The organism is Janthinobacterium sp. GW460-12-1-14-LB5 (assembly GCF_059423585.1).
The window spans coordinates 32,728-58,761 of the sequence record NZ_JBWKYD010000030.1 but is presented as its reverse complement, the minus strand read 5'-3'; the positions used below and the strand labels follow the sequence as shown (position 1 = coordinate 58,761).

Sequence of the window (26,034 nt, the reverse complement as noted above, 5' to 3'; positions counted from 1 at the left end):
CCCAATGTTATTGCGACGTTGTTGATGTGATATGAACGTGGCCGGCTGTACCGCCGGCAGCCCGACATCATAGCAATAAAGACGCGCCCGCTGCGGGAGTTGACCGCCGGTTAGCCGGCCGGCAGCGCCAGTTGGTCGAGCGCCACGTGGCCCAGGAAACCGCCCTGGCTGGCGGCCGGCAAGCCTGCCTCGATGGCGTGGGCAAAGCGGATGCCGGGGTCTTGTTCCAGCGCGGCCAGCACGCGCGCCGCGTGCGGATAGTCGCTTAGCCGCGCCAGCTGCAGCGGTTCGGCCCAGCGCGCCGTGGCGGCCAGGTAGGCGTCGGCAATCGTCGGCGCGGCATCGGAGGCGAGCCAGGCGCGGCCATCGAGCAGGCGCTCCAGATGCGCCAGGCTTTTATTGACCTTCTCGATGGCCATTTCGCGCCAGACGGCCGCGCGCGCATCACCTTCTGCCGCGCGCGACGCCTGGAAGGCGGGCATGAAGGCGGCGTGAAAGGTCGTGTGCAGAAACGACAGCGCGCTGTTCAGGTGATCGTAGGCGGGCGTGCCCTGCGCAAAGCCCAGGCCGCTGGCCGGCGCGCGGGCGGCGAGGTGCAGCAGGATGGCCATGCTTTCCAGCAGCGGCGTGCCCGCGTGCGTGAGCAGGGCCGGCGTCTGGCCCAGAGGATTGATGGCGAGAAAGGTGGGATGCTGCTTGCTGGCCGGGTCGCGCGCCTCGACGCGGGCCAGGCGATACGGCAGGCCGCTCCATTCGAGGGCGGCGATGGCGGCAAACGAGCAGCCGAACGGCACGCTGTAGATCAGGGTGGTTTCCATGCTGGAACTCCGTGTGAACTGAGGGAAGGGCAGTCTAGCGGCATAAGTTACTATTTGGAAGAAGGCAGAATAATGTGGTATAGGTACATTTTTTATACCAGATAGGGCATGCACATGAAAGACAATGTCTCCGGCTGCGCCGTGGAAGAAGCGATGCGTCTGCTGGGCGGGCGCTGGAGGGTGGTGCTGCTCAGCTATCTGATGGCGGGACCGAAGCGCTTCAGCGAAATCCGCCGCGCCGTGCCGAATATCTCGCAGCGCATGCTGACCCTGGACTTGCGCGCGCTGGAAGAGGCGGGCTTGCTCACGCGCACGGTCTACGCGGAAGTGCCCGTCAAGGTCGAGTACCAACTGACGGACGAGGGCCTGCGCCTGCGCGAGCTGGCGGAAATGCTGCGCGCCATCGGCTTGCGCCTGCGCGGGCAGGCGGACGGGGGCGGCGCCTTTCTCGCGCCCGATGGCGTGGATTATTCCCTATAGAAACAGCTGTCTTTATGCAAAGTGCTAGACTGCCGGCCTTTGATCACTACTTTTGACACCCATGCGCCTGACTACTTTCGCCCTGACCGCCGCCGCCCTGTTCGCCACTGTGCCAGCCCAGGCGGTCACCATGCCGACACTCGAAGAAATCCATGCCGCCGTGCAGGCGGGCGTGGCCAAGATGCAGTCGCGCATGCCCATCGCCGTGCGCGTCACCCGACTGCTGGGCTGCCAGGATGCGCAGGACGTGCCGGGCGAGGTGGTGTGCCTGGTGAACATGAGCGCCGGCATGCGCGAGGCCTTTACGGTACTGCCGCTGCGTAACGATGGCGGCACCTGGGTCGGCGTCGAGCGCAAGGACGCCAGGTTCGCGGGACCGTCGCCGGCCGAGGCGCAAGCGATGCTACGCGCGTGGGCCAAGGAAGAAGTGGCGCGCAATCCGGAAGCGGCCAAGGACGTGCAGATGCAGGAAGCGCAGACCACCATGCAGGTGACGGCCATCAACGAATGCGAAGTCAAGCGCAAGACGGGCTACCTGGTGTGCGATACGCAACTGAGCGTGCCAAGCCGTCCCGAAGGCATCAAGACTGAATTTACCTTCATGCTGGAAAGCGCCGGCTGGCGCTACGTGCCGCGCTAGGCGCCAGGCGGCGCACCCGCGGCCGCCTCACGCATTCCTCCCCAGGCATAGCCGCCCGCCTGGCCGGCGCGGCCGGCAGGCACTCATCTTTCCCCAGGGCGCCAGCACCTCTCCGCCACGCCCGAGCCGTTCCGGCATGGCGCTGGCGCACTCTCTTTCCTGCACATCATGCCCGTCTGGCTAACCATGAGGTCGCTAGCAGCGGGCCTGCCGCATCTCCCACCGGTGCATAAAATTCTGCCAAGTCAACATGGTTTAATTGTCATATTTATTGATTTATCACTGTTAATCAATGAAAGCGATAGAATTGGTGATTTTTGTGTCTATTGTTGCGATATTGCCATATAAATTAATTTATTTGATTTATTTGTTTATTTTGGCGTATGATATTGCTAATGCGCAAGTAAATATCGCGATCTGAATGCCTGGAGAACCGCCGTGCTGAAAAAAATAACGAGTAGCGAACTGGAGTTGGGAATGTATGTCGAACGCCTGGGCCGTTCCTGGCTCGATACCCCTTTCTGGACGCGTTCCTTCCTGCTGGAGTCGGCGGCCGACCTTGAGCGTATCCGCAAGGCACGCCCCTGCGAGGTGTGGATCGACACGACGCGCGGGCTGGCGCTGGCGGAACCCGCACCGGCATTCGCATCCTCCTCTGCCGTGGAGCCGCCAGCCGCCGATGCCGTGCCCGCAGCAGTGCCCGCAGCCGCGCCCGCAGCCGCATTCACCAGCCCTACCGGCGCACGCGCCGAAGCCGGGCCGCCCCGCTCGCGCGACGAGGAGATGGCGCACGCCCGGCGCCTGATCGAACGCTCGCGCCAGGCCGTGCAGACGATGTTCGACGAAGTGCGCATGGGCAAGGCCTTGTCTGCGGCGCAGGCTTACGAACTGGTCGATGATATCGCCGCCTCGGTACTGCGCGGCGGCAACGTGCTGCTCGGCCTGGCGCGCCTGAAAACCGCCGACAACTACACGTATATGCATTCGGTGGCCGTGTGCGCGCTGATGACGGCGCTGGCCAAAGAGCTGGGCCTGGCGCCGGAGCAGGTGCGCTCGGCCGGTCTGGCGGGTTTGCTGCACGATATCGGCAAGATGGCCGTGCCGTCGGCCATCCTGAACAAGCCGGGCAGCCTGAGCGACGCGGAATTTTCCTCCGTGCGCGCCCATCCGGCCGCCGGCCACCGCATGTTGCAGGAGGTGGGCGAGATCGATCCGGTGGCGCTCGACGTGTGCCTGCACCACCATGAAAAACTCGACGGCAGCGGCTATCCCGAGGGCTTGCGTGGCGAGCAAATCAGCCTGTTTGCGCGCATGGGCGCCATCTGCGACGTGTACGACGCGATCACCTCGACCCGGCCGTACAAGCAGGGCTGGTGCCCGGCCGATTCGCTGCGCCGCATGGCCTCCTGGCGCGGCGCGCATCTCGACGCACAACTGTTTGCCGCCTTCGTCAAATGCCTGGGCATCTATCCGCTGGGCACCCTGGTGCGGCTGCAGTCGGAACGCCTGGCCGTGGTGGTGGGCCAGACACCGGGCAAGCCGCTGACGCAGCCCAGCGTGCGCGTGTTTTTTTCCATCCGCGCCGGCACCTGCATCGCCCCGACGGTCATCGACCTGGCGGCGCCGGGTTGCCAGGAGCGCATTGTTTCCACGGAAAGCGCAGCCCAATGGCGCTTGCAGGACATCGACCGTTACTGGGCCGGCGAACCTGCCGTGGCGTGACGGCTGGCACGGCCGTAATAAAGTGCATTTTGTTAATAATAAAATATTAAAATAATGGTGCCAGTGCCGTGTCCGCTTTCCTGGCTGGCGACCGTTCCTTGTCCGCATACCCGTCACCGTACGGGCTACCACTAAGGATGTGACCATGCGACTCAATCTTCCCGTCAGCGATACCGAAATCACACTGAGCGATACCGAGACCATCGTCTCGACTACCGACTTGCAAGGCAATATCACCTATGCCAATCCGTATTTCATCGCCGTCAGCGGGTACAGCGCGGAAGAATTGATCGGCGCGCCGCAGAACATCCTCCGCCATCCGGACATGCCGGCCGAAGCGTTTGCCGATTTCTGGGCCACCATCCGCTCGGGGCGCTCGTGGAGCGGCATGGTGAAAAACCGCTGCAAGAGCGGCGATTATTACTGGGTGCTGGCGAATGTGACGCCCGTGGTGGAAGACGGCGTGGCCGTCGGCTACATGTCCGTGCGCACCAAGCCCACGCGCCAGCAAGTGGCGCAGGCGTCCGCCCTGTACGCGCGCATCAAGGCGGGCCAGGCCGACGGCATCGCCCTGAGCCAGGGCGCCGCCGTGCGCACGGGCTGGCTGGCCAGGCTGCTCAGCGTGCGCGACATGGCCATCGGCCGGCGCATTGCCTGGAACCTGGGGGCGCTGGTCGTGCTCTTGCTGCTGCAGCTGGCCTGGGATGCGGGCTTGTTGCCGGATGCGCTACACGGCTGGCTGACGGGCCTGTCCGTGGCGGCCCTGTGCCTGACCCTGTATTTCTGGCATGCCCTGCACAAGGTGGTGCTGCAGCCGCTGCAGCGGGCGCGCCAGGCGTGCGACGTGATGGCGGGCGGCGACCTGACTGGCGAGCTCGACACGACGCGGCGCGACGAAATGGGGCAGCTGCTGCGCTCCTTGCGCCAGCTGCGCGTGAACCTGCATTCCATCGTCGGCGACGTGCGCGGCAATTTCCTGCGCATCAGCATGGCCAGCCAGGAAATTGCCGCCGGCAATATGGACTTGTCGGGCCGCACGGAAGCGCAGGCCTCGGCCCTGGAGCAGACGGCGTCGAGCATGGAGCAGCTGGCCGCCACGGTGCAGCAAAACAGCGGCAATGCCGTGCAAGCGAGCGACATGGCGGGCAAAGTCCACGGCCTTGCCGGGCGCGGCGGCGAGATCGTCGGCCAGATGGTGATGATGATGGCGGACATTAACGCTTCATCGAAGAAGATCGGCGACATTACGGGCATTATCGAGGGCATCGCCTTTCAGACGAATATCTTGGCCCTGAACGCGGCCGTGGAAGCGGCGCGCGCCGGCGACCAGGGGCGCGGTTTTGCCGTGGTGGCGGGCGAAGTGCGCAGCCTGGCGCACCGCAGTGCGGCGGCGGCCACGGAAATCAAGCAATTGATCACGGCCTCGCTGGAACAGGTACAGGCGGGCGCGAAGCTGGCGCAGCAGGCGGGCGCCAGCAGCGCCGAAATGCTGGGCGCCGTGCAGGGCGTGCACGGCATCATGGAAGAGATCGCCTCGGCGTCGCGCGAGCAAAGCCACGGCATCGGGCAAGTCAACATGGCCGTCACGCAGATGGATGAAGTGACGCAGCAGAACGCGGCATTGGTGGAAGAGTCGGCGGCCGCATCCGCGTCGCTGCAAGACCAGGCCTTGCAGCTGGAGCAGGCGATGGCCCTGTTCAAGCTGGAACGGCGGCGCGGCGGCCCGGCCGTGCCCTTGCGCGCGCCAGAGCGCCGCGCTACAGCAGGCGCTCTGACAGCGCCTTGAACGGCACCTTGGGCACGAGGAAGGCGAACGGAGCGGACAAGGGCGGCAACTGTGCCAGCAAGCCGCAGTCGGCGCGCAAGGCCGTCAGCGCTTGTACTTGATCCAGATCAACGGGCAAGTCGATTTCGCCGAAGACCAGCTTGTCATTGCGCGGCACGTGCGCGATGGCCGCATCCTGGCAAGCGAGGAAGGCGACGGCGTCGCGCCAGTTGCCGAACAGTTGCTGCCAATCCGTATCGAGGCCATGCTCCGCCGTGATATCCGCTTGCACGTCCAGTGCCGGGGCGCTGCCGGCGCCGCTGGCGATGCTGCAGCGGGCCTGCGTGGCCGTGACGTCCAGCGTCATGCCGGCCGCCAGGTGCGTCGGCAGGATATCGCTGAACAGCCGCGTGCCCAGCGCATGCGGCAGGCTGTCCATGATGTTTTTCAGAAAGTACACGCAGGGTACGTCCGGCGCGCCCGCTGGCGTGTGGTCCAGGTACAGCCGCCAGTTGCTTTGCAGGGGAGAGGGCAGCAGGCGGCGCAAGGGTCCCAGCAGGGCGGGACCGAAATGGCCGTGGCGGTAGGTCAGCACGGTAAATGGCGTCTTGCCGTCGCGCTGCCACAGGGCAACGCCCGGCGGCAATAATGTCTGCGCGGCAGCGGCATCGACCAGCCAGCTCACGTACACGACGTCGCGCACGTCGCTGTGCAGTTTCAGGAAGGGCAGGCGCGCCATGACGGCCTGGCGCAGATGGGCGAAACGCGCGCAATTGGCGAGCGCGGCAAACAGGCGCCCCGGCCGGCCCGCGCGCGGGTGGCGGTAAGTGTTGTCTTGCAATTGGGAACTTTCGGGAAAGGCGCGGAGGGTTGATACGCTAACGCTGCAACGCCCGTCCACATCATCGCGAGCGGCAGCGATGTGTGGCCGAGACGCGCAGCTGTGCTGGAGCACAGCGAGCATCGCAGGCCGCACAGGGCGCCGCGCAGCCGATGTGGGCGGGCGTCACTATTATTGCATGTGCCAGCCGTGGCTCACGACGATGGATTGTCCGCTCAGGGCGTTCGACGGGAACGCGGCCAGGAACACGGCCGTTTGCGCCACGTCCTGCGTGGTGGTGAATTCGCCGTCAATCGTGTCTTTCAGCATGACTTTCTTGATCACGTCTTCTTCGCTGATGTGCAGCTGGGCCGCCTGCTCGGGGATTTGCTTGTCGACCAGCGGCGTGCGCACGAAGCCGGGGCAGATGACGTTGGCGCGGATGCCATCCTTGGCGCCTTCCTTGGCCACCACCTTGGCCAGGCCCAGCAGACCATGCTTGGCGGCAACGTAGGCGCTCTTGAATGGCGAGCCTTCGTGCGAGTGCACGGAACCCATGTAGATGATGGCGCCGCCGCGGCCCGCCTTGATCATTTCGCGCATGCAGGCGCGCGTGGTGAGGAAGGCGCCGTCCATGTGAATGGCCAGCATCTTTTTCCACTGCTCGAACGGGTAGTCGACGACGGGGCTGATGATCTGGATGCCCGCGTTGCTGATCAGAATGTCGATGCCGCCGAAGTGGGCCGCCGCGTCCGCCACGCCCTTGTCGACCTGCTCTTCGCTGGAGACATCCATGGCGACGGCAAACGCCTGGCCGCCCGATTGCTTGATTTCCTCGGCCGTCTTGCTGGCCGCTTCCAGGGCCAGGTCGGCGATGACGACCTTGGCGCCCTGTTTTGCGTATTCGATGGCCATTTCCTTGCCGATGCCACTGGCGGCGCCGGTAATCAGTGCGACTTTGTCTTTGAGTTGCATATTAATCCTTTGCATTGCGGGTTGGAGTGATCGTGGGAAGTCAGACTTTGCCAGTATAGCCAGAAAACGCGTCAGGCATGGCCCGCGCACGCCTGTAAGCCGGCTTGCTTTTCCTGTAATTGCTGCAGGCGCCAGGCGCCGGGATTGGTGCCGGCCCAGACGCGGAACGCGTGGTTGAAGGCGCTTTGCTCCTGGTAGCCGAGCAGGAAGGCGATGTCGACCAGCGACAGGTCCGGCTCGCGCAGATAGTCGCGCGCCAGGCCATAGCGGGCCTGGTCCAGCACGGCCTGGAAGCTGGTGCCCGCGTCGGCCAGCTTGCGCTGCAGGGTGCGCGGCGTGACGGCCAGTGCGGCGGCAACGGTGGCCAGCCGCGCCGAACCCTGGCGCAAGCCCGCCACGATGGCCGCGTGCACTTGCGCGTCGATGCCGCCGCCCGCGTCCGCTTCGGCCTGGCGCTGTGCCAGCAACTGTTCCGCATGCTGGCACAGCACGGGGTACAGGCTGACGTCGGCGTTCGGCACGGGCCAGTCCAGTAATTGCGCGTCGAAGGTGGCCGTGTTGGAGGGGGCGTTGAAGGCGGGCAGGCTGCCCAGCACGCGCACGTATTCGTCGCGGTGCGCCGCGTGGCGCAGCAAGTCGCCGCCGCCATCGTGGGTGAAGGCCAGGCTGGCCGGCGGCAGCGGCATGCCCGCCAGCCAGTCGCCGCAGACGCGGATGCCGGCAAAGACGCTGTCGACCAGGTGCCGGCTGGCGCCCGGGTAGTTGCTGGCCCAGCGGTAATGCGCGACGGCGCCCCGCCCCCCCCCCGCTGCAGGGTCGAGCGGCCCAGGTCGTGCGCCAGCCGCTCGTAGCGGGCCGTCTGTTCCAGCGCCTGGCCCACGTTCTGGCAACTGAGCAAAATCAAGCCATACGCGCTGTACGTGCCCATGCGCACGCGCTGGCCCACGTGCAAACCGAAATGCGCATCGCCCGCCAGGCTGGCGCCCGCATCGAGCAGGCGCACGTAGTCGCGCGCGGCCAGGCCGGGCGCTGTCGCTTCCAGGCTGTGCGGCGCCACGCCGGCCGCTTGCGCCAGGGCGGCGGCTGCGATGCCGTGCGCGCCGGCCGCTTCCAGCAGCGGCTGCAGATAGGCGCCAGCGACCCGGCCGTCAGTATTTGTCATGATGGAACAAGGCGATTGTCATGAAAAACCAATACCCTTCGTTTGTGGCGGCATATGCTATTGATCTGGCAAGAAAATCAGACAAGGACAGTATAGCAAGCCGCCGTGGCGTGCAACTGGCCACAACACAGGGGATGTCGATGCAACGTTGGAATGGCTGGGGAGACGAGAGCATCACGTATGCGCTGAGTGACGAGGCGCTGGCTTTCCTGGGCGAGCGCCTGGGGCCCGGCAGCGCCATTCCGGATGCCGCCTTCGAGGATGCCTGCGCGCAGGTGCCTGCTTCGCGCCTGGCGCCGCATCCGCTGATCGATACTACGCCAGCTGTGCGCGTGCGCCATGCGCTGGGTCAAAGCCTGCCCGACTGGTTCAAGCTGCGCCATGGCCGCATCGGCGCCGTGCCCGATGGCGTGGCCTTTCCCGACAGCGCGCTGCAGGTGCGCCAGCTGCTCGACTACGCGCGCCAGGCGTGCGTGGCCGTGATACCGCATGGCGGCGGCACCAGCGTGGCGGGCCACCTGACGGTGGCGGCGGGGCCGCGTCCCGTGCTGTCGCTCAGTCTCGTGCGCCTGTGCGCGCTGGGCCACCTGGACCGCGAGGCGCAGCTGGCCACGTTCGGCGCGGGCGTGTACGGCCCCGACCTGGAAGCGCAGCTGCGCGCGCACGGCTACACGCTGGGACACTATCCGCAGTCGTTCGAATATTCCACTTTGGGCGGCTGGATCGCCACGCGCTCGTCGGGCCAGCAATCCTTGCGCTATGGCCGCATCGAGCAGCTGTTCGCCGGCGGCGTGGTGGAAACGCCGTCCGGCACCCTGACGATTCCCACCTTTCCCGCCTCGGCGGCCGGCATCGACCTGCGCGAAATGGTGCTCGGCTCCGAAGGGCGGCTGGGCATCCTGACGCAGGCGACGGTGCGCGTCTCGCCGCTGCCGCCCTACGAAGCGTTCCACGCCGTGTTTTTCGCCGGCTGGGGCCAGGCGCAAGCGGCCGTGCGGGCGTTGGCCCAGTCGCGCCTGCCCCTGTGCATGCTGCGCCTGTCGAACGCGGTCGAAACGCAAACCATGCTGACCCTGGCCGGGCATAAAAAACTGGTGGGATTGCTGGAGCGTTATCTGTCCCTGCGCGGTTGCGCGGAAGGCAAGTGCATGCTGATGCTGGGCGTCAGCGGCGAAGCCGGATCGGCGCGCGCGGCCCTGCGCGGCGCCCTGGCGCTGGCGCGGCGGCACAGGGGCGTGCACGTGGGACGCCACATGGGAGATAAATGGAAGCAGGGGCGCTTTCGCAACGTCTACCTGCGCAACGGCGCCTGGGAGCACGGCTACGTCATCGACACGGTGGAAACGGCCGTCGACTGGCCGCGCGTGACACCCATGATGGCGGCGCTGGAGCAGGCGGGCACCAAAGCGCTGGCCGCGCACGGCGAGCGGGTGCACGTCTACACGCATTTGTCGCACGTGTACGCGCAGGGCGCCAGTGTCTACACCACGTATGTGTACCGGCTGGCGCCCACGTATGAAGACAACATGGCGCGCTGGCGCAGTTTGAAAGACGCGGCCGGCGCCGCCATCGTCGCCAACGGCGGCACCATCAGCCACCAGCATGGCGTGGGCACGGACCACGCGCCCTGGCTGATGGCGGAAAAGGGAGAGCTGGGCATCGCCGCCATGCGCGCGCTGCTGCGCCAGTTCGACCCGCAGGGCATGATGAATCCCGGCAAACTGCTGCCCGACGCCGGCGGCCCGTCATGAACAGGGAAGAGCTGCCCGGCATCCTGGCGCGCGACTGGGATGTGCTGATCGTCGGCGGCGGCATCACGGGCGCCGGCATCCTGCTGGAAGCGGCGCGGCGCGGCTTGACGGCGCTGCTGGTGGAGCAGCGCGATTTCGCCTGGGGCACGTCGAGCCGCTCCTCGAAGCTGGTGCATGGCGGCTTGCGCTACCTCAAGCAGGGACAGTTCGCGCTGACGCGCGAATCGGTGCACGAGCGGGTAGCCTTGCTGGCGGATGCGGCCGGGCTGGTCGAGCCGCAGGGCTTTGCCTTCGGCGACTACGCGGGCAGGAAGCCGGGGCGGCGCCAGTTCATGCTGGGCCTGGCCATCTATGACGTGATGGCGGGCCGGCGCGCGCGCCGCTATCTGGCCGCAGACGATTTTGCCATGCTGGCGCCGCACGTCCGGCGCGACGGCCTGCAGGGCGGCATGCTGTACCAGGACGCCAAGACGGACGATGCGCGCCTGGTGCTGCGCGTGCTGCAGGAAGCGCGCCGCCATGGCGGCGTGGCCGTCAATTACCTGGGCGTGGCATCGCTGCTGCGAGACGATGGCAAGGTCGCGGGCGCCACCTTGAACGATGCGCTCGATGGCACGGCATTCACCGTGCGCGCGCGCCTGGTGATCAGCGCCACGGGCGCCTGGGCCGACGGCTTGCGCTGCCAGGTGGGAGAACAGCCGAAACTGCGGCCCTTGCGCGGCAGCCATCTGCTGCTGCCCGCCTGGCGCTTGCCGCTGGCGCAAGCCGTCAGCCTGATGCACCCGCACGATGGCCGCCCCGTGTTCGCCTATCCGTGGGAGGGCGTGACCCTGGTGGGCACCACCGATGTCGACCACGGCGCCAGCCTGGACCTGGAACCGGCCATCACGCGCGGCGAACTCAAATATCTGCTGGCCGCGCTGCGTTGGCAGTTCCCGCAGCTGGCGCTGGGCGAAGACGACGTGCTGGCCACCTTTGCCGGCGTGCGCCCCGTGATCGACAGCGGTCAGCTTGACCCGTCGAAGGAAGCGCGCGAACATGCGCTATGGCTGGAAAATGGATTGCTGACGGTGGCGGGCGGCAAGCTGACGACGTTCCGCGTGATCGCCCTCGATGCCTTGCGCCGCGCCGCGCCGCTGCTGCCGGGCTGGCAGGCGGATTTGCGCCCCTTGCCGATTTTCGATGCCACGCCGCCCCTGTCGGGCAAGGCCCTGGCGCTCGACGGCGACCAGCGCGAGCGCCTGCTGGGCCGTCATGGCGCGGGGGCGCAGGCGCTGTGCGATGCGGCGCACGAGGGCGAACTGGCGCCGGTGCCCGGCACGCAGACTTTATGGGCGCAGCTGCGCTGGGGCGCGCGCAACGAGGACGTGCAGCACCTGGACGACTTGCTGCTGCGGCGCACGCGCCTCGGTTTGCAGCTGGCCGGCGGCGCGCTTGCTATCATGCCGCGCCTGCGCGCCATCTGCCAGCATGAACTGGGGTGGAGCGATGCGCGCTGGGAGGAAGAACAGCAGCGCTACCTGGCCCTGTGGCGCCGCCATTACAGCGTGCCGCAGGGCGATTGAAAAAACATAAAAAATAAACAAGAGGAGAGCATCATCGACACTACCCTGTTTGGCCAGTCCCTGGCGCTGGGCGACGCCCGCATCACCTACGACAGCCTGTCGCCGCTGGACTTGCGCCAGCCCGTGGCCGCCCTTGTCGACGACCTGGGAGAAGACCTGTTGCAAATCACCTGCGCGAATGGTTGCATCGTCGACGTGGGCTGGTATCCGGCCTGGAACGAAGAGGGGAGATTACGCGTGGTGGCCGTGCGCGGCCAGGATTGGGAAGCGCCCGTGTTCAGCGCCCGGCCTGACAAGAATCCGCAGGCGCTGCTGCAGGCGCTGCGCGCCGCGCTGGCCAGCGTGGCATAAGCCATGGCGAACGTAGCGGGCGATGGCCCGTATATCCTCGCCATCGACAATGGCACGCAAAGCGTGCGCGCGCTGTTGTTCGACCGGGACGGCAAGCTGGCGGCCAAGGCGCAAGTGTTCCTCGAAGCGTATTACTCGGAGCACCCCGGCTGGGCCGAGCACGATGCGGAAGGCTACTGGCAAGCCGTGTGCGAAGCGTGCCAGCAGCTGTGGCGCAGCACGGACATCAATCGATCCTCGGTGGCCGGCGTGGCCGTCACGACGCAGCGCGGCACGGTGGTCAACGTGGATGAACACGGCGCCCCTCTGCGCCCCGCCATTACCTGGCTGGATCAGCGCAGCACGCGCGAGATTCCGCAACTGGCGCCATGGTGGCGCGCCGCCTTCCGCGCCACGCGTCTCGACGGCACGATCGCGTACTTCCGCCGCGAGGCCGAGATCAACTGGATCAGCGCGCACCAGCCCGACATCTGGCGCCGCACGCACAAATTCCTGCTGCTGTCGGGCTTTTTGAATCACCGCCTCTGCGGAAAATATATCGATTCGACCGGCTCGCAAGTGGCGTACATTCCGTTCGACTACAAGCGCCACGCCTGGGCCGGGCGCTTCGACTGGAAGTGGCAGGCGCTGGCGATTCAACGCTCGATGCTGCCCGAGCTGGTGACGCCGGGCACGCGCATGGGCGCCATCACGGCGTCGGCCGCCGCGGCGACGGGCATCCCGGAGGGCACGCCCCTGCTGGCGGCGGCGGCCGACAAGGCCTGCGAGGTGCTGGGCGCCGGCTGCGTCGAGCCGCACGTGGCGTGCCTGAGCTACGGCACCACGGCCACCATCAACACGACCAACCGCAAGTACGTGGAAGTGACGCGTTTCATTCCGCCGTACCCGGCCGCCATGCCGGGCGCCTACAGCACGGAAGTGCAGATCTTCCGCGGCTACTGGATGGTCAACTGGTTCAAGGAGCAGTTCGGCGACCGCGAACGGGCGGCGGCTGCCGAGGATGGCATGGGCTTGTCTGCCGAAGCGCTGTTCGACCGCCTGGTCGATGCCGTGCCGCCGGGATCCATGGGCCTGATGCTGCAGCCGTACTGGAGTCCCGGCATCAAGGTGCCTGGGCCGGAAGCGAAGGGTGCCATGATCGGCTTTGGCGACGTGCATACGCGCGCGCACATCTACCGCGCCATCCTCGAGGGCCTCGCGTATGCGCTGCGTGAAGGCAAGGAGCGCATCGAGCAGCGCAGCGGCATTGCCATCACGGAGCTGCGCATCGCTGGCGGCGGTTCGCAAAGCGACGCGGCCATGCAGCTGACGGCCGACATCTTCGGCTTGCCCGCCGCGCGCGCCCACGTGTATGAAAGTTCGGGCCTGGGCGCGGCCATCGCCGCCGCCGTGGGCCTGGGCTGGCATGCGGACTTTCCCGCCGCCGTGCAAGCGATGACGCGCAGGGGAAAGGTGTTCCAGCCGCATCCGGGGCACAGCAAGGTCTATGAACAACTGTACCGGCGCGTGTACCAGAAAATGTATGCGCGGCTGCAGCCGCTGTACCGCGAAATCGCCGACATTACCGGCTATCCTGAAAAGTGACTGGCTAGCGCAGGACGAGCGCCTTCACCGTCTCCCAGGCCGTGCTGCCCGACTGCGTGACGCGCACCTGGTTGCGCCCCCCTTCCTTGGCCACGTACAGGGCGCGGTCGGCGGCGACGAACAGCACCTTGCGGTCGTCCAGCTGGTGCGGGTGGATGGTCGCCACGCCGATGCTGACGGTGATCCACGGCGAGGTGCTTGACCGCGGGTGCGGCAGTTGCAGTGCCTCGATGTGCGCGCGGATGGCTTCGGCCAGGTGCAGGGCGCCTTCGGCATCCGTGTCGGCGAACAGCAGGACGAATTCCTCGCCGCCGTAGCGGGCCGCCAGGTCGCCCGGGCGGGCGGCATGCGAGGCGATGGCTTGCGCCACCTGCTGCAGGCAGCTGTCGCCGGCCGGGTGGCCCAGGCTGTCGTTGTACAGCTTGAAGTGGTCGACGTCGAGCACCACCAGCGACAGGGCGCCGCCGCCGCGCACGGCGCGCTGCCATTCCTTTTCCAGGAAACTGTCGAAATGCCGGCGGTTGGCAATTTTTGTCAGCGGGTCGAGATAGGCGGCGCGCTGCAGCGCGTCTTCCGACTGCTTGTGGTGCGTGATGTCGTGCAGCAGGCCGATATACAGGGGCTGGCGCAGGTACATGGGCGTCAGGGTCAGGTCCATGCTCAGCGTCTCGCCGTTGCGGTGGCGGATCGCCACTTCGCGCGTGCCGTGATTGTGCGCCTTCTCCGGATTGGCCGCGTACATGGCGAAGTAGTCGAGGTATTCCTGCGTCACCAGGGGGCTGAGCAGCTCGCCGATGAAGCGCCCGGCCAGTTCGTTTTCGCGGTAGCCCAGGTACTGGTCGCAGGCCGGATTGGTGTACTGGATGCGGCCATCGGCTTCGATGATCAGCAAGCCCTCGGCCATGTTGTTGACGATGGTGCGCAGGCGTTCGGCCTGTTCCTGCTGGGTTTCATTGTTGCTGCGGATTTGCAGCTGGGCGCGCACGCGCGCGCATACCTCGGCCATGCGCAGCGGCTTGGCGATGTAGTCGACGGCGCCGCAGTCGAAGCCGGCCACCACGTCGTCCGTCTCCGTCCTGGCGCTCATGAAGATGACGGGGATGCCCTGCGTCAGCGGGTGCTGCTTGAGGCGGCGGCACGTTTCGATGCCGTCCATGTCCGGCATCATCACGTCGAGCAGGATCAGGTCGGGATGGGCGCGCTGGGCGATGGCCAGCGCCCGTTCGCCGGACGTGGCGACATAGGTCTGATAGCCCTGTTCGCTCATCAGCTTGCGCAGCAGCTCAAGGTTGGCCGGCGCATCGTCGACAATCAAAATGGCGGCGTCGTGCCGCTGGGGATACCCTGCACTGCCTGGACTCATTGCTTCCGGCCTTCTCGATGTACTCTGCGATGCCAGCGTTTGCCGCACTGTCGGCGCTGTTGACCGGGTTCAAATCGGCTGCGGCGCTCAAATCATACCGCCTCGCCAATTTTTTGGGTAGAAAATCGATGCTGCGAGAGGTGGTAAACTATTATTTTTATGATATTTTTAAAAATAGATGCACGCAGTTGCTGTCGCGAAGGCGGTTTTTAGGCGGAAAAGATGCGTGCCCCTTGGCGCCAGGGGCAGCAGCGACACGCCCCGTAAGAGCGGGGCGCGAAGGGGAAATTACATTTTTGCGGCGATCAGCTTGCCCAGGATGGCGATGCCTTCGCGGATGCGTTCCGGCGGCACCGTCACGAACGACAGGCGCAGGGTGTGCGTGTCCGGCGTGTTCGCGTAGAACGGCGCGCCCGGCACGAAGGCCACTTTATTGGCGATGGCTTCATCGAGCAGCTTCATCGCATCGATGTGTTTCGGCAGGGTGACCCAGATGAACATGCCGCCTTCCGGCTTCGTCCAGGTGATGCCGGCCGGGAAGTGCTCTTCCAGCGCGGACAGCATGGCCTGGCACTGGTTGCCGTACAGGCTGCGGATGCTGGGGATATGGCGCTCCAGGAAGCCATCCTTGATCACCTCATGCACGACCATCTGCGTCAGCTGCGAGGTGTGCAGGTCGGCCGCCTGCTTGGCCAGTTCCAGGCGGCGCACCAGCGGCATCGGCGCCACCACGTAGCCGAGGCGGATGCCGGGCGTGAGCACTTTAGAGAACGAGCCCATGTAGATGACGCCGTCCGGATTCATGTTGATCATCTTCGGATACGGCTCGCCGCTGTAGCTCAGGGCGCCGTACGGATCATCCTCGATCAGCGGCAGGCCGTGGCGGGCGCAGGTTTCCACCAGTTCCACGCGGCGCGCCACGGACAGGCTGCGGCCCGTCGGGTTCTGGAAGTTCGGCAGCGCGTACAACAGGCGCGCGCCATCGGCGACGGGGTTGATGGACGACGGCACCAGGCCTTCGTCATCGGTGTCGACGGAAACGAATTCGGGACGGTAGACGGAAAACGCCTGCAGGGCGCCCAGGTAGCTGGGGGTTTCCACCAATACCTTGCTGCCTTCGTCGATCAGAACCTTGCCCAGCAAGTCCAGCGCCTGCTGCGAGCCGGACGTCATCAGCACTTGCTCGGGCATGATGGTGCTGCCATTGCTGGAGAGCGAGTCGGCGATCCACTGGCGCAGCGGCAGGTAGCCGTCGGTGGGGCCGTATTGCAGGGCCACCTTGCCATTGTTCGACAGGACCTTGTCGAAGGCGGTCTTCATTTCTTCCACGGGGAAGGTGGCGGGCGAGGGCAGGCCGCCGGCAAACGAGATGATCTCGGGACGCTGCGTGATCTTCAGGATTTCGCGGATGAACGAGCTTTGCAGCTGTTCCGCGCGTTCGGCAAAGCGCCATTGGATCGGATTCGGATTTTCAATTTTCATACGAGTCTCACAGAAGATGCCGAGCTGCGCCGGCTGGATTTGTTGGCCCGCTTGTGGCGGTGCGTGCGCAAGCGGCGCCGGATAGGCGTCGCCATGGTGCTGCGGTATTGTACGGCTTGCACGCCGCTCTGCCCATCCGCACGCGCAACGGCGTTGCAAATGGGCGTCAGGGAGCCTTACTTCAGCTTGCGTCCGATGGCCACCACGGCGATCACGGCGCCGGCAAACAGCAGGCTTTCGCCCGTCAAGGGCTCGTGCAGCAGCACGGCCGCGCCCAGCAAGGTGAGGAACGGTTGCAGCAGCTGCGTCTGTCCCACGCGGGCCACGCCGCCCAGCGCCATGCCTCTGTACCAGAAAAAGAAGGCGATAAACATGGAAAACACGGAGATATACGCAAAGCCCAGCCAGGCGGCGCCGCTGGCCTGCGCCATCAGCGCGCGCTGCGGCCAGGCGCTCCACAGCACCGCGGGCAAGACAAACGGCACGGCCAGCAGCAGGGCCCAGGAAATCACGTGCTGGCCCGGCATGGCTTGCGCCAGGCGCCCGCCTTCCGCATAGCCGAGGGCGCCCAGCAGCACGGCGGCGAACATCAGCCAGTCGGCCAGGTGGAAGCTGCCGCCGCCCTGGCGCAGCGCGAAGGCCACCACCAGCGCCGTGCCGAGCAGGGCCATCAGCCAGAAGCCGGGGGAAGGGCGTTCCTTGCCGCGCATGACGGCAAACACGGCGGTCGCCAGCGGCAGGATGCCGACCAGCACGGCGCCGTGCGAGGCGGGCAGGCTGCGCATGGCGATCGACGTCAGCCAGGGGAAGCCCAGCACGCAGCCCAGCGACACGAGCGCCAGCGGCAGCCATTGTTCGCGGCGTGGCAACGGCGCCCGCTGCTGCCATAGCCACAGGCCGGCCAGGCCGGCGGCCACCAGGGCGCGGCCCAGGGCGACAAAGGTGGGATCGAGTTCGGCCACCGCCAGGCGCGTAAAGGGCAGGGTCAGGCTGAAGAGGACGACGGCGATGAGGCCCAGCAGCAGGCCTTTGCGGTCGTCGGCGAGGCGCAGGGGGTGACTGGGGGAAGTGGTGGCGTGCGATGGCATGGCTGTCCTGGTGCGGGTGGCATGGGTAAATAAGATGGGGTGGAACAATCCGCCCCGTACTGCTATCCTAGAGCCGAATAGCAATACAGTACAAATACACTTTCACGCATAATTTCACATACTGTGAGGGTCATATGAGCAATACACCCGCCTTGCCGTCCCTGCCCTTGCTGTCGCGCGCCTCGGGCGAAACCCTGATCGACCAGATCGCGCGCTCGCTGGCGGCGCGCATCGACGACAAACTGCTGCGCGGCGGCGCGCGCATGCCCTCGATCCGCCAGTGCGCCGCCAGCCTGGAGGTGTCGTGCGCCACGGTGGTGGCCAGCTACGACAAGCTGGTGGCGCGCGGCTACCTGGAATCGCGGCGCGGGGCCGGCTTTTTCGTGCGCGAGCGCTCGCCGCTGAACACGCCGGCGCCGCTCGCCGGCGCGCAGGACGCGGCGGCGCAGCCGATGGACGTCGTCTGGCTGATCCGTAACATGTTCCGCCAGACGCCGGCCATCCCCGCGCCCGGCACCGGCATGCTGCCCGCCGAGTGGCTCGATGGCGAACTGGTGGCGCGCGCGCTGCGCGACGTCAGCCGCCAGCCTGGCAGCCTGCTGCTCGGTTATGGATCGCCGCAGGGCTTCCTGCCGCTGCGCCAGCAGTTGCAGCTGAAACTGGCGGGGCTGGAAATCGCCTGTCCGCCCGAGCAGATCGTCACGACGGTGGGCGTGATGCAGGCGCTGGACCTGGTGGCGCGCGAGTTTACCCGCCCCGGCGACACCATTTTCGTCGACGATCCTGCGTATTGGCTGATGTTCGGCGCCTTTGCCGCCATGGGCATGAACGTCATCGGCATCCCGCGCTTGAACGACGGCCCCGATATCGCCGTGCTGGCCGAGCTGGCGGCTCTGCACCGTCCCAAGCTGTACGTGATCAACTCGGTGCTGCACAACCCCAGTTCCACGTCGCTGTCGGCGGCCAAGGCCTTCCAGGTGCTGCGCCTGGCCGAACAGCACGATTTTCTCGTCGTCGAAGACGATATCTATTGCGACATGCACCCGGGCGGCGACGTGCAGGCGGCCACCCGCTTGGCCGCGCTGGACCAGCTGCGCCGCGTGATTTACCTGGGCGGCTTTTCCAAGAGCCTGTCGGCCAACCTGCGCGTGGGCTTCATCGCCACGTCACAGGAATGGGCGCAGCGGCTGGCCGACCGCAAGATGCTGGCCACGCTCACCACCAGCGACATCGGCGAGCGCGTGGTGTATAAAATCCTCTCGCAAGGACTGTACCGCAAGCATGCGGAGCGCCTGCGCGCGCGGCTCGACAAGGTGCGCGAGGGCACGTACCGCCGCGCCGAGCGGGCCGGCCTGCGCTTCGATCCCGCGCCGGCCGGCATGTTCATCTGGGCCGATGCGGGCTGCGACACGAATGTGCTGGCCGAGAAGGCGCTGGCCGACGGCCTGGTGCTGGGGCCGGGCAGCCTGTTTTCCCCGCGCCAGTTGCCGTCGACCCGCATGCGCCTGAACCTGGCCACCGTGCAGGACGGGCGGGTATGGGACTTTTTCGACCGCGCGCTGGGATAAGGCACGGCGTGAAACGGGAGCCCTTGAAATCGCTTATATAATCCCCAACTTCATCAAATCCGTCCCATCCACAAGACTATGAGGTAAAAATGGCTGTCTCCGAAAAGCAAACCCTGGGTTTTCAGACCGAAGTGAAGCAAATGCTGCACCTGATGATCCATTCCCTGTACTCGAACAAGGAAATCTTCCTGCGCGAACTGATCTCGAACGCGTCCGACGCGGCCGACAAATTGCGCTTCGAAGCGATCGATAACGACGCCCTGTACGGCAACGATCACGAATTGAAGATCAAGGTCAGCTTCGACAAGGATGCGCGCACCATCACCATTTCCGATAACGGCATCGGCATGACCCGCGACGAGGCGATCTCGCACCTGGGCACCATCGCCAAGTCGGGCACCAAGGAATTCTTCGGCAAGCTGTCGGGCGACCAGCAGCAGGACGCGGCCCTGATCGGCCAGTTCGGCGTGGGCTTCTATTCGGGCTTCATCGTCGCCGACAAGATCACCGTCGAAACGCGCCGCGCCGGCGTGGACGCCTCGGAAGGCGTACGCTGGGAATCGGCCGGCGAAGGCGACTACAGCATCGAATCGATCGACAAGCCGTCGCGCGGCACGGACATCATCCTGCACCTGCGCGAAGGCGAGGACGAATTGCTGTCGAGCTGGAAGATCAAGTCCATCATCCGCAAATATTCGGACCATATCTCGCTGCCGATCGTGATGCAGAAGGAAGAGTGGGACGATGAGAAAAAAGAAACCGTTCTGAAGGACGAATTCGAAACCGTCAACCAGGCCAGCGCCCTGTGGGCCCGCAACAAGGCCGACATCACGCCGGAACAGTACGACGAATTCTACAAGCACGTGTCGCACGACTTCCAGCCGCCGCTGACGCACACGCACAACCGCGTGGAAGGCCGCAGCGAGTACACGCAGCTGCTGTACATCCCGGCCAAGGCGCCGTTCGACATGTGGGACCGCAACAAGCGCGGCGGCATCAAGCTGTACGTCAAGCGCGTCTTCATCATGGACGATGCCGAGCAGCTGATGCCGACCTATCTGCGCTTCGTGCGCGGGGTGATCGACTCTGCCGACCTGCCGCTGAACGTATCGCGTGAAATCCTGCAGGAATCGCGCGACGTCAAGGTCATCCGCGAAGGCTCGACCAAGCGCGTGCTGGGCATGCTGGAAGAACTGGCGAACGCGGACGAGCAAGATAAAAAAGACAAGTACGCCGTCTTCTGGAAGGAATTTGGCCAGGTGCTGAAGGAAGGCATCGGCGAGGACGCGGCCAACAAGGAACGCCTGGCCAAGCTGCTGCGCTTTGCCTCGACGGCCAACGACAGCGACGAGCAAATCACCTCGTTCGCCGACTACGTGGCGCGTATGAAGGAAGGCCAGGACAAGATTTATTACGTCACGGCCGACAATTACGCTGCCGCCAAGAACAGCCCGCACCTGGAAATCTTCCGCAAGAAGGGCGTCGAAGTGCTGCTGCTGACGGACCGCGTCGATGAATGGATGCTGTCCTTCCTGCAGGATTTCGAAGGCAAGGAGCTGGTCTCCGTCGCCAAGGGCGGCCTGGACCTGGGCGCGCTGGAAGACGAAGCGGAAAAGAAAGAGCACGAAGAAACGGAAACCTCGTACGCCGACCTGGTGGGCAAGATGAAGACCGTGCTGTCCGACAAGGCCAAGGACGTGCGCGTTACGTTCCGCCTGACCGATTCGCCAGCCTGCCTGGTGGCCGATGAAAACGAATTGTCGGGCAACCTGCTGCGCATGCTGAAGGCGGCGGGCCAGAGCGCGCCGGAATCGAAGCCGATTTTGGAAATCAACCCGAACCACCCGCTGGTGACGCGTTTGAAGTATGAAGATGCGGAAGGCGGCAAGTTCGGCGACTGGGCCAACATCCTGTTCGACCAGGCCATGCTGGCCGAAGGCGGATCGCTGGCCGATCCAGCCAGCTTCGTCAAGCGCCTGAACGAATTGCTGCTCAACTCGGCGAAGTAATCACCTGACTGCAAACGTCAGCGAGCCGGCCCTTTCCTCGTGAAAGGGCCGGCTTTTTTATGCTACAGTGCGCGATTATTTTATTTTATGGAAATAGCAATGGCGCATTGCCCGGCATGTGACAGTTCCAACATTCAACGTCTCTCCATGGTGCATGCCTCCGGCATTTCCGGCACCTCTACCCATATCTCGGGCAGGATCGATGGTGATTTCATCCACGGTCATGCGCATACGCGCAGCCAGACCTTGTTGTCACGCCAGGCCGCCGGGCCGACGATGCAGACCCACCAGAAGGTGGGGCTGATCGTGTTGGGCGTGATCATTTTTGTCATCGCCGCCGTCGTCTTTTACCAGGCTGGCGCAAATGGCCTGTTCTGGATCTTCGTGGCAGGGGGTGTCGCCTCCATCGCCTTGTCGCAAACGTCCTTCGTCGCCAATTGGGACAAGGAGGCCGCCGCCTTGCAGGACAAGTATGCGCGTACCTTCATGTGCCATGCCTGCGGCCACCGCTTCATTCCTGTACTCAAGCAACCGTGAAAATTCGCCTGATGGCGGGCCTGGGCGCGCATGCGCTGGGCTGCCTGCTGTTTATCGCATTGAGCTGGCTGGGTTTTTACCTGTACACGCAGCTGTTTGGCAGCCTGGGCTCGCGCGGCGTGGCGGGCGGCCTGGCCCTGCTGCTCGTGTTTTACGTGTATGCGGGCACGAATCTGCTGCTGGCGCTGCTGCCGCCCGGCAGGTGGAAGCCTGCGCTGTGCGGCTTGCTGGGCGTGGCCGTGCTCGCGTATCTGCTGCCGCAGCATCCGCTGCGGGCCATCTACTTCAGCGTGCTGTCGGGCGGCTTGAGCTGGCTGGCCGTGCTGGCCAGCGCGCGTTTAAGCGGGTATTTGCGGGGCTGACAGGCTTGTAATAAAAGCGGCGACGGCGTCGGCGGCCGCTTCCGGCGCCGCCTGCAGCAGCATGTGCGGCGCGGCGATGTCGGCCAGTTGCGCGCCCGGTGCCAGGCGCAGTATCTGCACGGCGTTCGCCGGTGGCACCAGGCGGTCGTAGCGGCCACGCAGATACAGCACGGGCAGGCTGCCGCGCGCAAACGCCCGCGTGGCGTCGGCATCGATCACGGCGCGCAGGCGCTGGCGCAGCACGGCAGGCGGTACTTGCGCCAGTGCCGCCGCCAGTTCCGCTTGCAGTTCCGGCGTGGCGCAGGGCGCCAGTAGCGCCTGGCGCAGGGCGAAGCCGGGCAGGGCGCCGAAGGGCACACAGCCCAGCAGGTGGCGCAGCGGCGCCAGCATCGGGCGCGGATTGCGCACGAACGAACAGCACAGGACCAGGGCGCGCATGCCGGGCGGCGGATCGGCGCGCAAAGCTGTCCCCAGCGGCCCCGAAAACGATTCGGCCAGCACGACGAAGGGACGGTCCTGCGGCAGGCGTTCGCGCACGAACGCTTCGAGTGCCGCGTAGTCGAGCGGTGCGGCGGGATAAGCGATGGCCTGGGTGGCGATGGCGCTCTGCGCGCGCAAGGCGGCGTCAAAGCGGTGGAAGAGCCGGGCCGTGCCATCCATGCCGGGCAGGAGGACAAGCAGTGGCGAGGCGGGGTGAGAGATCGTCATTGCGGCCATCATACCAGCCCGCCGATGCGCGCGCCGTCCGCCTGCCGCACCGCATGGGGGCTGGCGCCATGCTAGAATCGGCGGCGCGTCATGCGTGGCCAGCGGCCACTGGTGGCGGCCAAATCCCCCGACAGACAGAATCATGCATATCATCTTTTCGAATTACCGCACCCTGGGCGGCGCCTTGCTGGCAGCGGCCTGCGTCCTTTCCCAGCCCGCCCGCGCCACGGCGGCACCTTCGGCGCCGGCCGGGAAAAGCCTGTCCTCCCTGCTGGCTGGCGGTCCCTTGCCGCGTCTGAGCGAAGACCCGCAAGTGCGCACCGCGCTGTTCGATTTCTTCGGCTACGCGCGCGGCAGCTACACGGAAGACGATGAATTGCTGCTGGCGCAGGCGCTCGAGGCGATCAGCGAAAAGCGCGACGCCACGCGCACCGTGCTGGCCGATGGCCGCCAGTTGCTGGCGTCGATGAATGACCGCAAGCAGGGGCGCGAACGGGGCGCCATGCTGCTCGACAAGCGCGGCGTCATCATCGCCTTTGGCCTGGTCAACGGACATTGCCGCCTGGAGGGCCAGCCGCTGGCGAAAGTCTGCAATCCCGATCCGAATGCCGTGCTGACGGTGTTCCACCGCAAGGGCATGCTGGTCGGAGATGCGGCGCCCTTGCTGGCCTGGGCCAGGCAATTGCCGCCCATGCTGGCGCTGATCGCGGGCGACAAGGAAGCGGGCGCCGACGGACAGAAGATCGCCAGCGTCGAATACGTGCTGGCGCAGCCGGCCCTGCCGGGCTGGAACCGTGCCCAGCTGCCGCCCGCCTACCCGCCGGCGCTGCTGCCGCTGCTGCTCGATAAATCGACGGTGCTGACGTCGGCCGGCGCCGGCGTGTTTGCCTATCCGCTCACGCTCAAGGGCAAGAAACAGACCAATGTGCTGGACCATGCCGAAGGCCGCCCGCCGCGCGACCTGGAAGTGGCGCTGCGCAGCTATGCCAGTTTCGACACGGTGGTCGAGCGCTACCGCCAACTGGCCAAGGGCGCCAGGCTGCAGCGCAACGAGCGCACGGCTTACCTTGATGGCGACATGGGACAGGGCAGCTACCGCGTCTACATCCGCAACACGGGCGCGGACGGCGTGATGATCGACGTGGCGCTATGGCAGCGCAAGCTGGCGGCCAGCCGCTGATTTCAGCGTTGCTGTCAGAGCTGTTGTCAATAGTAGGGCGCCATGGCGTAACCGAGTTGCGTCAATTGCGCGCGGATTGCGTCGTCGCGTTTTTTTGCTCCCGTCGAAAAACTCAGCTGCTTTAATGCGGCCGGCATGCTCGCGGCCAGCAGCGCATCGATATCGAGCCGCGTCATGTGCACGGCCAGCGCCTGTAGCGCAGGCAAGCCCGGGAGGCCGCTCAGGTGCTCGATGGCCTTGCAATTGCGCAGAACCAGCCATGCCAGCGCCGGGTTGGCGCCCAGCCGTACTTCCTTCACCTGACTCTGGTCTTCCACCGACAGCCGCTCCAGGTGCGGAAAGCGGCCGATGTCGCCCAGGTCTTCCAGTCCGCGCACGCGCGCCACTTCAAGCTCCCGCAGCCGCGGCGCCGTGACGTGGGCGATCGATGTCCGCCCTCCCAGGATAAAGCACAGCCGCTCCAGCGCCGGCATGGCGCCGATGAAGTCCACGTCATCCTTGCTTTTGATCTGCGCCAGCGTCAACTTTGCCAGCGTTGGCACGGCGGTGATTGCCTCGATGTTTTTCGCGTGGCCGGCAGTATGCAGCTGCTTCAGCCGCTTCCAGTGCCGCAGCGGCGCCAGGTCGATATGCGCCCTGGCCGTTGGCTCCAGGCTCAGGGACTCCAGGCCGCGCAGGTTGTCCAGCGCCAGGATGTCGCCTTCGGCCAGGTGATGCACGCCCAGGCACAGGCGCTTCAAGTGGCTCAGGCCGCCCAGCTGCTCCAGGTGGATGGCGCGCATGTGGCAGTCGAGCGACAGGTTGACGGCATGCGGCAGCGCGCGCAGCACGCGGGCGTCGAAAGGCCGGGTACTGGCGCCGAAGAAGCGGATCTCCAGCGCCGTTCCGCAAGTGGAGGCCAGTGCATCGAGGCTGGCCAGCAGCGGCGCCGGCAGGCGGTCCTGCGTGAATTGAATGACCACCTGTTCGCCCTGGTCTATGCACGCGCGGACGGCGGCGGCATCGATGTGGACCGGTTGATGGATGCGTTCCTGCACTGGTGGCTGGTACATGGGCGGGTTCCGGGAGGTGAATGGAATGCTGCTTACTGGCGTGGCGTGGCGTAGCCGCGCTCCGCCAGTTGCGCCGCGATGGCGTCGTCGCGTGTTTTTTTGCCCGTGCGCAGACGCACGTGCGTCAGCGACGCGGGCAGATCCTGCAGCAGTGCGTCCACGTCGAGCAGGGTTTCCGATGCCGACAGCTGGCGCAGGGCAGGCAGGGTGGCCAGGCCGGGCAGGCTGTCGAGCGTCTTGCAGGTGTGCAGGTTCAGGCGTTCGAGCACGGAATTGGGCCCCAGCGCGATCTGCCGCAGCTTGATCTGGTCTTCCACCCATAGCGCCTGCAACAGCGGGAAACGGCCGATATCGCCCAGCGTTTCCAGGCCGCGCACGCGTATCACTTCCAGTTTCCTCAGCAGCGGCGCCTCGATGTGCGCCAGCGATTCGCGGCCGCCCAGCTGCAACAGCAGCTTGTCCAGGCGGCTCATCGCCGAGATGAAATCGAGCGCCACCTTGTTCTTGATGCGGTACAGCGACAGCTCGTGCAGCGCCGGCAGGCCGGCCAGGGTCTCGATGTGCTGGCTGTGGCCCTCGATGACCAGGCTGGCCAGGTGCGCGTAGTGGCGCAGTGGCGCCAGGTCGATATTGTTCCTGGCCGACTCGCCCAGGTTCAGGTATTCGAGGCCGCGCAAATTCTCCAGCTGCAGGATGTCGCCTTGCGCCAGCTCGTACACGCCCAGGCTCAGGCGCTTCAGGTGCCGCAGCTCGCCCAGCGCTTCCAGATGGATGGCTTGCCGGTGGCAATCGATGGACAGGCTGGCCACATGCGGCAGCGCGCGCAGGATGCGGGCATCGAACACTCTCGGGTCATAGCCGTAGATGCGGATGGTCAGCGCCGTGCCGCAGGTTGCGGCCAGGGCGTCGAGGTCGGCCAGCAGCGGCGCCGGCTCGGCCAGGGTATTGAACTGCACCAGCACCTCTTGACCGCCCGCGATGGCGGCGCGGATCGCCCCGGCATCGATGCGCTCGGGATTCTGGATGCGCTGCGGCTGTCTTGTTTGCGTCAT

Annotated in this window: 24 protein-coding genes and 1 pseudogene; 14 read left to right on the top strand and 11 right to left on the bottom strand. The window is 65.9% G+C overall.

Annotated elements, in window-relative coordinates; translation table 11 throughout:
• Positions 1 to 110 precede the first annotated feature (110 nt).
• The gene (locus tag AC07X6_RS24905) at positions 111 to 818 is read right to left on the bottom strand and encodes a glutathione S-transferase family protein (RefSeq protein ID WP_494792724.1); all 708 of its coding nucleotides are present in this window, start codon (positions 816 to 818) and stop codon (positions 111 to 113) included.
• Positions 819 to 932: 114 nt separating this feature from the next.
• Here AC07X6_RS24905 and AC07X6_RS24900 point away from each other — a divergent pair, with 114 nt between their 5' ends.
• The 4 genes from AC07X6_RS24900 to AC07X6_RS24885 all read left to right on the top strand — a co-directional run bounded on the left by AC07X6_RS24900 (position 933) and on the right by AC07X6_RS24885 (position 5,446).
• On the top strand, positions 933 to 1,298 hold the full coding sequence (locus tag AC07X6_RS24900; protein WP_494792723.1) for a winged helix-turn-helix transcriptional regulator: 366 nt from the start codon (positions 933 to 935) through the stop codon (positions 1,296 to 1,298).
• Positions 1,299 to 1,359: 61 nt separating this feature from the next.
• Positions 1,360 to 1,938, top strand: coding sequence for a hypothetical protein (locus AC07X6_RS24895; protein ID WP_494792722.1), 579 nt, complete (start codon positions 1,360 to 1,362; stop codon positions 1,936 to 1,938).
• Between the two features lie 438 nt (positions 1,939 to 2,376).
• Positions 2,377 to 3,660, top strand: coding sequence for a cyclic di-GMP phosphodiesterase (locus tag AC07X6_RS24890; RefSeq protein WP_494792721.1), 1,284 nt, complete (start codon positions 2,377 to 2,379; stop codon positions 3,658 to 3,660).
• Positions 3,661 to 3,805: 145 nt separating this feature from the next.
• Positions 3,806 to 5,446, top strand: a complete 1,641-nt coding sequence (locus AC07X6_RS24885; RefSeq protein WP_494792720.1) for a methyl-accepting chemotaxis protein — start codon at positions 3,806 to 3,808, stop codon at positions 5,444 to 5,446.
• Here AC07X6_RS24885 and AC07X6_RS24880 read toward each other — a convergent pair.
• The 4 genes and pseudogenes from AC07X6_RS24880 to AC07X6_RS24865 all read right to left on the bottom strand — a co-directional run.
• Positions 5,418 to 6,266, bottom strand: a complete 849-nt coding sequence (locus AC07X6_RS24880) for a DUF2071 domain-containing protein (protein ID WP_494792719.1) — start codon at positions 6,264 to 6,266, stop codon at positions 5,418 to 5,420. The two genes, AC07X6_RS24885 and AC07X6_RS24880, sit on opposite strands and share 29 nt — an antisense overlap.
• 171 nt (positions 6,267 to 6,437) lie before the next feature.
• On the bottom strand, positions 6,438 to 7,220 hold the full coding sequence (locus AC07X6_RS24875; protein WP_494792718.1) for a 3-hydroxybutyrate dehydrogenase: 783 nt from the start codon (positions 7,218 to 7,220) through the stop codon (positions 6,438 to 6,440).
• A 71-nt stretch (positions 7,221 to 7,291) separates the two neighbouring features.
• Positions 7,292 to 8,110: an AraC family transcriptional regulator gene (locus AC07X6_RS24870; RefSeq protein ID WP_494792717.1), complete on the bottom strand. Its 819-nt coding sequence runs from the start codon at positions 8,108 to 8,110 to the stop codon at positions 7,292 to 7,294.
• Positions 8,083 to 8,262 (bottom strand): annotated as a pseudogene (locus tag AC07X6_RS24865) (AraC family transcriptional regulator ligand-binding domain-containing protein); the annotation flags it as partial. The pseudogene AC07X6_RS24865 and the gene AC07X6_RS24870, both read right to left, overlap by 28 nt.
• On the opposite strand from AC07X6_RS24865, the gene AC07X6_RS24860 reads away from it, so the two are divergent.
• From AC07X6_RS24860 to AC07X6_RS24840, 5 genes are all read left to right on the top strand, one after another.
• Positions 8,179 to 8,406, top strand: coding sequence for a hypothetical protein (locus AC07X6_RS24860; RefSeq protein WP_494792716.1), 228 nt, complete (start codon positions 8,179 to 8,181; stop codon positions 8,404 to 8,406). The pseudogene AC07X6_RS24865 and the gene AC07X6_RS24860 sit on opposite strands and share 84 nt — an antisense overlap.
• A 116-nt stretch (positions 8,407 to 8,522) precedes the next feature.
• Positions 8,523 to 10,133, top strand: a complete 1,611-nt coding sequence (locus tag AC07X6_RS24855) for an FAD-binding oxidoreductase (RefSeq protein WP_494792715.1) — start codon at positions 8,523 to 8,525, stop codon at positions 10,131 to 10,133.
• Positions 10,130 to 11,698: a glycerol-3-phosphate dehydrogenase/oxidase gene (locus AC07X6_RS24850; RefSeq protein ID WP_494792714.1), complete on the top strand. Its 1,569-nt coding sequence runs from the start codon at positions 10,130 to 10,132 to the stop codon at positions 11,696 to 11,698. The genes AC07X6_RS24855 and AC07X6_RS24850 overlap by 4 nt, the downstream gene beginning before the upstream one ends.
• Before the next feature lie 123 nt (positions 11,699 to 11,821).
• Positions 11,822 to 12,049 (top strand): hypothetical protein, encoded by a 228-nt coding sequence (locus AC07X6_RS24845; RefSeq protein WP_494792713.1) that lies wholly within the window; start codon positions 11,822 to 11,824, stop codon positions 12,047 to 12,049.
• A gap of 3 nt (positions 12,050 to 12,052) precedes the next feature.
• Positions 12,053 to 13,633, top strand: coding sequence for an FGGY-family carbohydrate kinase (locus tag AC07X6_RS24840; RefSeq protein WP_494792712.1), 1,581 nt, complete (start codon positions 12,053 to 12,055; stop codon positions 13,631 to 13,633).
• 4 nt (positions 13,634 to 13,637) lie between these two features.
• On the opposite strand, the gene AC07X6_RS24835 is transcribed toward AC07X6_RS24840, so the two are convergent.
• The 3 genes from AC07X6_RS24835 to AC07X6_RS24825 form a co-directional block, all read right to left on the bottom strand.
• A complete protein-coding gene (locus AC07X6_RS24835) occupies positions 13,638 to 14,996 on the bottom strand; it encodes a diguanylate cyclase domain-containing protein (protein ID WP_474290453.1) in 1,359 nt (452 codons plus the stop codon).
• A 288-nt stretch (positions 14,997 to 15,284) separates the two neighbouring features.
• Entirely contained in the window at positions 15,285 to 16,478 is a 1,194-nt protein-coding gene (locus tag AC07X6_RS24830) for an aminotransferase-like domain-containing protein (RefSeq protein ID WP_494792711.1), read from the bottom strand.
• Positions 16,479 to 16,654: 176 nt separating this feature from the next.
• Positions 16,655 to 17,566: a DMT family transporter gene (locus tag AC07X6_RS24825; protein WP_494792710.1), complete on the bottom strand. Its 912-nt coding sequence runs from the start codon at positions 17,564 to 17,566 to the stop codon at positions 16,655 to 16,657.
• Positions 17,567 to 17,700: 134 nt separating this feature from the next.
• On the opposite strand from AC07X6_RS24825, the gene AC07X6_RS24820 reads away from it, so the two are divergent.
• The 4 genes from AC07X6_RS24820 to AC07X6_RS24805 all read left to right on the top strand — a co-directional run bounded on the left by AC07X6_RS24820 (position 17,701) and on the right by AC07X6_RS24805 (position 22,042).
• Positions 17,701 to 19,134 (top strand): aminotransferase-like domain-containing protein, encoded by a 1,434-nt coding sequence (locus AC07X6_RS24820; RefSeq protein WP_494792709.1) that lies wholly within the window; start codon positions 17,701 to 17,703, stop codon positions 19,132 to 19,134.
• An 89-nt stretch (positions 19,135 to 19,223) separates the two neighbouring features.
• Positions 19,224 to 21,143 (top strand): molecular chaperone HtpG, encoded by a 1,920-nt coding sequence (gene htpG / locus AC07X6_RS24815; protein WP_494792708.1) that lies wholly within the window; start codon positions 19,224 to 19,226, stop codon positions 21,141 to 21,143.
• A 99-nt stretch (positions 21,144 to 21,242) separates the two neighbouring features.
• On the top strand, positions 21,243 to 21,680 hold the full coding sequence (locus tag AC07X6_RS24810; protein WP_494792707.1) for a hypothetical protein: 438 nt from the start codon (positions 21,243 to 21,245) through the stop codon (positions 21,678 to 21,680).
• Positions 21,677 to 22,042: a hypothetical protein gene (locus tag AC07X6_RS24805; RefSeq protein WP_494792706.1), complete on the top strand. Its 366-nt coding sequence runs from the start codon at positions 21,677 to 21,679 to the stop codon at positions 22,040 to 22,042. Before AC07X6_RS24810 ends, AC07X6_RS24805 begins: the two co-directional genes overlap by 4 nt.
• Here AC07X6_RS24805 and AC07X6_RS24800 read toward each other — a convergent pair.
• Positions 22,019 to 22,750, bottom strand: a complete 732-nt coding sequence (locus AC07X6_RS24800; RefSeq protein ID WP_494792705.1) for an alpha/beta fold hydrolase — start codon at positions 22,748 to 22,750, stop codon at positions 22,019 to 22,021. The genes AC07X6_RS24805 and AC07X6_RS24800 overlap by 24 nt on opposite strands.
• Before the next feature lie 142 nt (positions 22,751 to 22,892).
• Between AC07X6_RS24800 and AC07X6_RS24795 the strand changes: the two genes are divergently transcribed.
• Positions 22,893 to 23,930, top strand: a complete 1,038-nt coding sequence (locus AC07X6_RS24795; RefSeq protein WP_494792704.1) for a hypothetical protein — start codon at positions 22,893 to 22,895, stop codon at positions 23,928 to 23,930.
• Between the two features lie 26 nt (positions 23,931 to 23,956).
• Here AC07X6_RS24795 and AC07X6_RS24790 read toward each other — a convergent pair whose 3' ends face one another.
• Both AC07X6_RS24790 and AC07X6_RS24785 read right to left on the bottom strand, forming a co-directional pair.
• Positions 23,957 to 24,982, bottom strand: a complete 1,026-nt coding sequence (locus tag AC07X6_RS24790; RefSeq protein WP_494792703.1) for a hypothetical protein — start codon at positions 24,980 to 24,982, stop codon at positions 23,957 to 23,959.
• A gap of 32 nt (positions 24,983 to 25,014) precedes the next feature.
• A complete protein-coding gene (locus AC07X6_RS24785; protein ID WP_494792702.1) occupies positions 25,015 to 26,034 on the bottom strand; it encodes a leucine-rich repeat domain-containing protein in 1,020 nt (339 codons plus the stop codon).